Here is a 5,365-nt window from a genome sequence, read left to right on the forward strand (position 1 = left end):
CGGGAAGAGATCCAGACCCGGAAAGAGACACAAGAAAAATTTCCGGAAATCGGTCAGGAGAGTGATGAGGCTTTTGAGGTTGATCTTTCTGACTCAGGCACATCCGATTCGATTTCCTTTTCAACCTCCGAAACCTTGGAAGCATCGGTCACGGTCAACGCCGGACTTGGAGAAGAGACAGGCAACGCCTTGGAGACAATTCCCTTTTCATTCTCGGGGGGGTTGATGGGGTCGGTGGCGGGGCCGATCCAGAAACTTGAATCAGATCCGGGTCAGGAAAAATATTCCGATGACGGTGACCTGGATCTGGGTTCCCTGTCCGAGGAAGCTGGCGTGGTGCGTTACGAGTTTGAAAAGTCCCCTGACGTGACGCCCCCCCCCGTTTCATCTCCGGAACCTGAAAAAAAGTTGAATGTCAACGCATGGCCTTCCCTGACCATCGGCAAAAACAAACAGGATACAAAAGTCAAGGTTGATGCCGAAGAGGATGATGCACTGGATTTGCGCGCCATCTCAGCCGATCTGGGTTTGCGCAGCATGGATGTGCCCGCCAATCCAGCATGATGGTCAGGAGTGCCAAGGAGCCGGAATGGTAGTGGGAAAACCGGGAACTTTCCTGCCGGTCCTGGCAGAATGTCATCCACGCGCCAAACTGGGTGCTTTCTTTCTTCTGTTGCTGTTTCAAGCGGTGCGACCAGTTGGTTCCCTCTGCTGGTGGTTGGTAGCGGCCATGGTGGCGGCGGCCTGGCCTTGGGCCGGATTGCGCGGTCGGGACGCGGTGCGGGTTGTGTGGCGGTTGCGTTGGTTTCTTGTCCTGCTGATCCTTTTCCACGGCTTGCTGACCCCGGGCGAGGCACTTTGGGAAAACAGCGACCTGTTGACCTGGGAAGGCCTGCAAGGCGGGGCACAACAAACAGGTCGTTTGTTGCTGTTGGCCGCCGCTTCCTGGTTGCTCATGGCCACCACCTCCCCCAGTCAATTGCTGGCCATCTGGCCGGATCGGCAGCACGGATTGCCTACAAAAGCGGCAGGACCGGCAAAACCAATCCATGGTTTTGAACGGGGGCTTTCCGTAATTGCCTACGCATTGGGACGGGTACCTCGCTTGTTGTACCTTGCCCGGAATTTGCGCGGTATGTTGCGGCTGCGCCTTGGAGAAACCGGACCGATCCTCGGCGGCAGGGCGCTTCTGTTGCGTGTCCTGCGGGAGATGGACCATCAGGAAGAAGCCCTGCGGTCGCGTGGCTTCGGCGCATCCCTGCCCACGGTGAGGCAGGCATCACCTCCCTGGAACAAGGGGGATACACTCCTGATCCTGTTGACCGTGTTTCCCTGGTTGGGATGCCTGATGCTGGGAAGTTAGAGAAAGTGATGTGGATCCTTTTGACAATTGTCCATGATAATGTTATCATTCAAGAAATATTCATCCCGTCAGACGGCATTATGAAAGAAACTTATGAATCAGATTAAAAAAATGGTGTTTGTCCTTCTCTCTATCTTATTTATATTGTCAATTATTGAAATAGTTGGGTAAATCGCTTTTTTTTATAATTACGGTTTTCATCCATGGGAAGTTTTCGAAAAAGAGGTTTTTTTGTTTAGAAAATTTTATAAGGAAGCCGACGATGATCGGGTTATAACAATGATTCCAGGTTATTCTGAGGAGTTAGTTAATCATAAAAAAAACGGGATAACGGGAAAAGTATCCATAGATGAGTTTGGATTCCGAAGAGGTTCTTATAAAATAGCCACTTTACAGTCCCTGACAAAAAATTTTATTTTTATTGGTGATTCTGTTCCTTACGGATGGGAAATTGATGATTTGCAAACAATTCCAAGTCATTTTTGGAATATCATAGAACAAAAAAGAGGCCATGAAGATATGGGGGTAATCAATGCTGCAATTCCGTCCTACTCTTTAAAGCAATCAGTTGCACGTTATATGAAGGAGATAGATGGTAAATTTAATGTTTATGGTGTTTATCTTCAATTTTATGATCCTGTGGGCCAGCTTATTCTTTTTGGTAAAAACTGGCGTGAGGATATTAATTGGGCTACTGAACGGAAATTATTGGTCAAAATATTCCCTGAACGTGAGCGGTTTTTTGGCCTTGAACGTAAGAGTAGTTTGGTTGCAATTGTGAATAGAGCGATAAATAAACATCTTGGTGAACGTGTATATTATAGTACATTTTCGTGTAAAGATACTGACACCGTGCAAAAATTCAAGAAGCATATAGACAAGTCTCTGTTGACGTTATTAAGCGTGATGGATCATAACTCTAAGCTATATATTGCTCCGTTGACCATAGGGCCGTCAACAATAAAAAGAATGCCTTACGATAGCGTATGCGCGGTTAAAATTCTTAACGATGAGCTGGTAAAATATTCAAAAGAAAATAAGAGGGTTATTTTTATTGATACAGTGGAATTATTTGGTGATGATAGGGATGAATCAAAATATTTCACAGATGGCCTCCATCTCAGCGGGGAGGGATCTCGTCTTGTAGCACAGTATCTTTATGATCGAGTGGATTTTTCTTTATTGAAGTGAGTTAATAATGATGTCATTGGGATGATGAAGACAGAGATGTGCGAATTTTTTATCGTGGTCTGAGGGGAAAAATTTCTCAATTGAAGGCCGGATATTTGGGTGCAATTTTTCCTTTATGTCAACGAGAATTCATCCTTAAACCCCCTGCAAAAAGTGGGAAACGGTTTGAGATTGGTGAAAGTTGAATTTGCAGTAGGTTGATTCCAAACGAATCGCATTTTACGAAAATGGTTGGATTGAACTTATTGTATGGGACTCGTTCTTGCGGAATGGGGGTATGTATGGTCCAGGAGGGAGAGCTGCGCTCCTCCTCCTGGTAAAGTTTGGGTCAACTCCCCAATTGAAACCCTTTATTCAATTTTTTCCAAAACTGCATATTTTAAAGTGGATGCAGTTTGGTTGCGTTCAGGCCAGGAGTGCCAGGGCCTGATCCAGGTCACGCATGATATCTTCCGGGTCTTCCAGACCGATGGAGAGACGTACCAATCCTTCAGTAACCCCGGCGGCTTCCCGGTCCTGTGGGGTGAGTCTGCCGTGGGTGGTGGTGGCCGGATGGGTGACCAGGGTGCGGCTGTCACCCAGATTGGCCGTGATGGTGGCCAGCTTCAGGGAGTCGATCAATTGATGCGCCCGACGGCGGTTCCCCAGTTCCAGACAGAGAATGCCTCCAAAACGGCGCATTTGTCGGGCAGCCAGTTCATGTTGGGGATGGCTGGGAAGACCGGGATAATACACTTTTCCGGCTGTCGAGGAGTGGCAATCCAGGAAGCGGGCAACCTTTTCGGCATTGTCACAGTGTCGTTCCATGCGCAGGGCCAGGGTTTCCAGTCCCTTCAGCAGGACCCAGGCATTGAATGGCGACATGGTGGGACCGGTATTGCGCAAAAAAGGAAAAATTTTATCCTGGATGAGTTTCCGGCTGCCGACCAGGCCCCCGCCCAGAACACGCCCCTGACCATCGATGTATTTGGTGGCCGAATGGACCACCAGATGCGCTCCCAGGGAGAGGGGGCGTTGCAGAATGGGGGTGCTGAACACATTGTCCACCACCAGCAGGATATCCCGTTCGCGGGCGATGACGGCCAGTTTGGCCAGATCGACCATTTCCAGGGTGGGATTGGCGGGAGTTTCGACGAAAAACATCCGGGTCTGATCGGAGATGGCCGCCCGCCACTGGGCCAGGTCGGAAAGATCCACCCGACTGACCTTGATGCCAAAACGGGGCAGGATATTGAGAGCAATATTGGATGTGGAGCCAAACACCTGCCGACTGATGACGACATGGTCTCCAGCCGAAAGCAGGGCCAGAAACGACAGGGTGATGGCGGCCATGCCGGAAGCCGTGGCCAGACCCTTTTCCCCCTCTTCCAGATCGGCCAGACGTTCCTCGAACAGGGAGACCGTTGGATTTGTAAAACGGCTGTAGACGTTGCCTGGCTCGGTTTCGGCAAAGATAGCCTGGGCTTGCGCGGCGGACTTGAAGGTATAACTGGAGGTCAGAAACAGCGCCGGGCTGTTTTCCTGTTCACCAGTCTGATGCAAACCAACCTGGATGGCGCGTGTGTTGGCTCCGCAACCTTTGAGAAACTCCCTTTTCTGATCGTTCATTTGCCTTGACTCCATTGCCAATTGTCAACGAGTCCATGAGATCCCGACAGGATCTTAACGGTCTTTTGTTTCTTAATCCAAGGATTATCGTCATCCGGCATGCATATCAGTTTCCGGTGAAGCCATCCGACGATACTTGCTGTAGACATTTCCGTGAATGTCGAGAACATTCAGGATTTCCGGATTCATGCCGGTTTGTTGATCCAGGATTTTCCAGTCAATCCATCATCGGAATGATTCATGCCCACGACTTCTACCGGGATCAGTTTACCGATCAGGGAAATGTCGGTGGCAGGAAAGTTCAGGGGGAGGAATCCCCCGGTTTTTCCCTGGGCGTTGCCGTTGGCCACGGTTTCCACCAGAACTTGCACAACCTGTCCCGCGTGTTGCCGGAAAATATCGAGCAGGACGGAACGGGCTGCGGTGCGCAGACGTTCGGCGCGATTCCGGATCTCGGCGGGGGGGACGTGCTGCCTGGCTGGAATACGGGCAGCGGGGGTTCCGGGTCGGTTTGAATAGCGGAAAATATGCGGCAGGGCAATGTTTCCTTCCTGGATCAATTCCAGGGTGTTGATGAAAGCAGCCTCGCTCTCGGTGGGAAAACCGACAATGATATCTGCCCCGAAGATCACTTCCGGGCGGCGGGCACGGATGGCCGTCAGGGTGGCCAGGACCTCTTCCCGTCCATAAGGTCGTCGCATGCGTTTCAGAATCAGATTGTCGCCGGATTGGATGGAGAGATGCAGATGCGGGCAGAAGCGCGGGTGTTCCAGCAGGCGGGTCATGAATTCGGTGTCGAGGTCGTGTGGGGCAATGGAAGAGAGACGCAGGCGTCCCAGACTCGGCAATTCCAGGAGGGCACCGACCAGGTGCGACAACGTGTCCGGTAGGGGCAGGTCCCGTCCATAGGACCCGAGATTGATGCCGGTCAGGACCAGTTCCTGGAAACCACGCGCCAGTTGTTCCTGCGCCTGCACAAGGATACGCTCCAAAGGAATGGATTGACTTGGCCCCCGCAAGGCAGGGATTACGCAAAAGGTGCAGCCGGCATCACAGCCATTTTGGGCGTGCAGGTAGGCGCGTGCCCGATCCTGTACCCCGGGCGACCTCTCTGCCGGCATCATGTCCAGGATGGTTTTACGATCTGGATCTGGATCTGGATCTGGATCTGGATCTGGATCTGGATCTGGATCTGGATCTGGA

5 protein-coding genes are annotated in these 5,365 nt (G+C 51.2%); 3 read left to right on the forward strand and 2 right to left on the reverse strand.

Annotated elements, in window-relative coordinates; genetic code table 11:
* The 3 genes from HQL65_04245 to HQL65_04255 all read left to right on the forward strand — a co-directional run.
* Positions 1-564: hypothetical protein (locus HQL65_04245; protein ID MBF0135427.1), on the forward strand; the 564-nt coding region annotated here is incomplete at its 5' end.
* A 25-nt stretch (positions 565-589) separates the two neighbouring features.
* Complete coding sequence (locus HQL65_04250; protein MBF0135428.1) at positions 590-1,363, forward strand: hypothetical protein; 774 nt, start codon at positions 590-592, stop codon at positions 1,361-1,363.
* Positions 1,364-1,594: 231 nt separating this feature from the next.
* Positions 1,595-2,554, forward strand: a complete 960-nt coding sequence (locus HQL65_04255; GenBank protein ID MBF0135429.1) for a hypothetical protein — start codon at positions 1,595-1,597, stop codon at positions 2,552-2,554.
* A gap of 405 nt (positions 2,555-2,959) precedes the next feature.
* On the opposite strand, the gene HQL65_04260 is transcribed toward HQL65_04255, so the two are convergent.
* The gene (locus tag HQL65_04260; protein ID MBF0135430.1) at positions 2,960-4,162 is read right to left on the reverse strand and encodes an O-succinylhomoserine sulfhydrylase; all 1,203 of its coding nucleotides are present in this window, start codon (positions 4,160-4,162) and stop codon (positions 2,960-2,962) included.
* 185 nt (positions 4,163-4,347) lie between these two features.
* A partial coding sequence (locus tag HQL65_04265; GenBank protein ID MBF0135431.1) for a MiaB/RimO family radical SAM methylthiotransferase occupies positions 4,348-5,365 on the reverse strand: 1,018 nt, incomplete at its 5' end.

This window comes from Magnetococcales bacterium, assembly GCA_015228935.1.
GTDB lineage: Bacteria > Pseudomonadota > Magnetococcia > Magnetococcales > DC0425bin3 > HA3dbin3.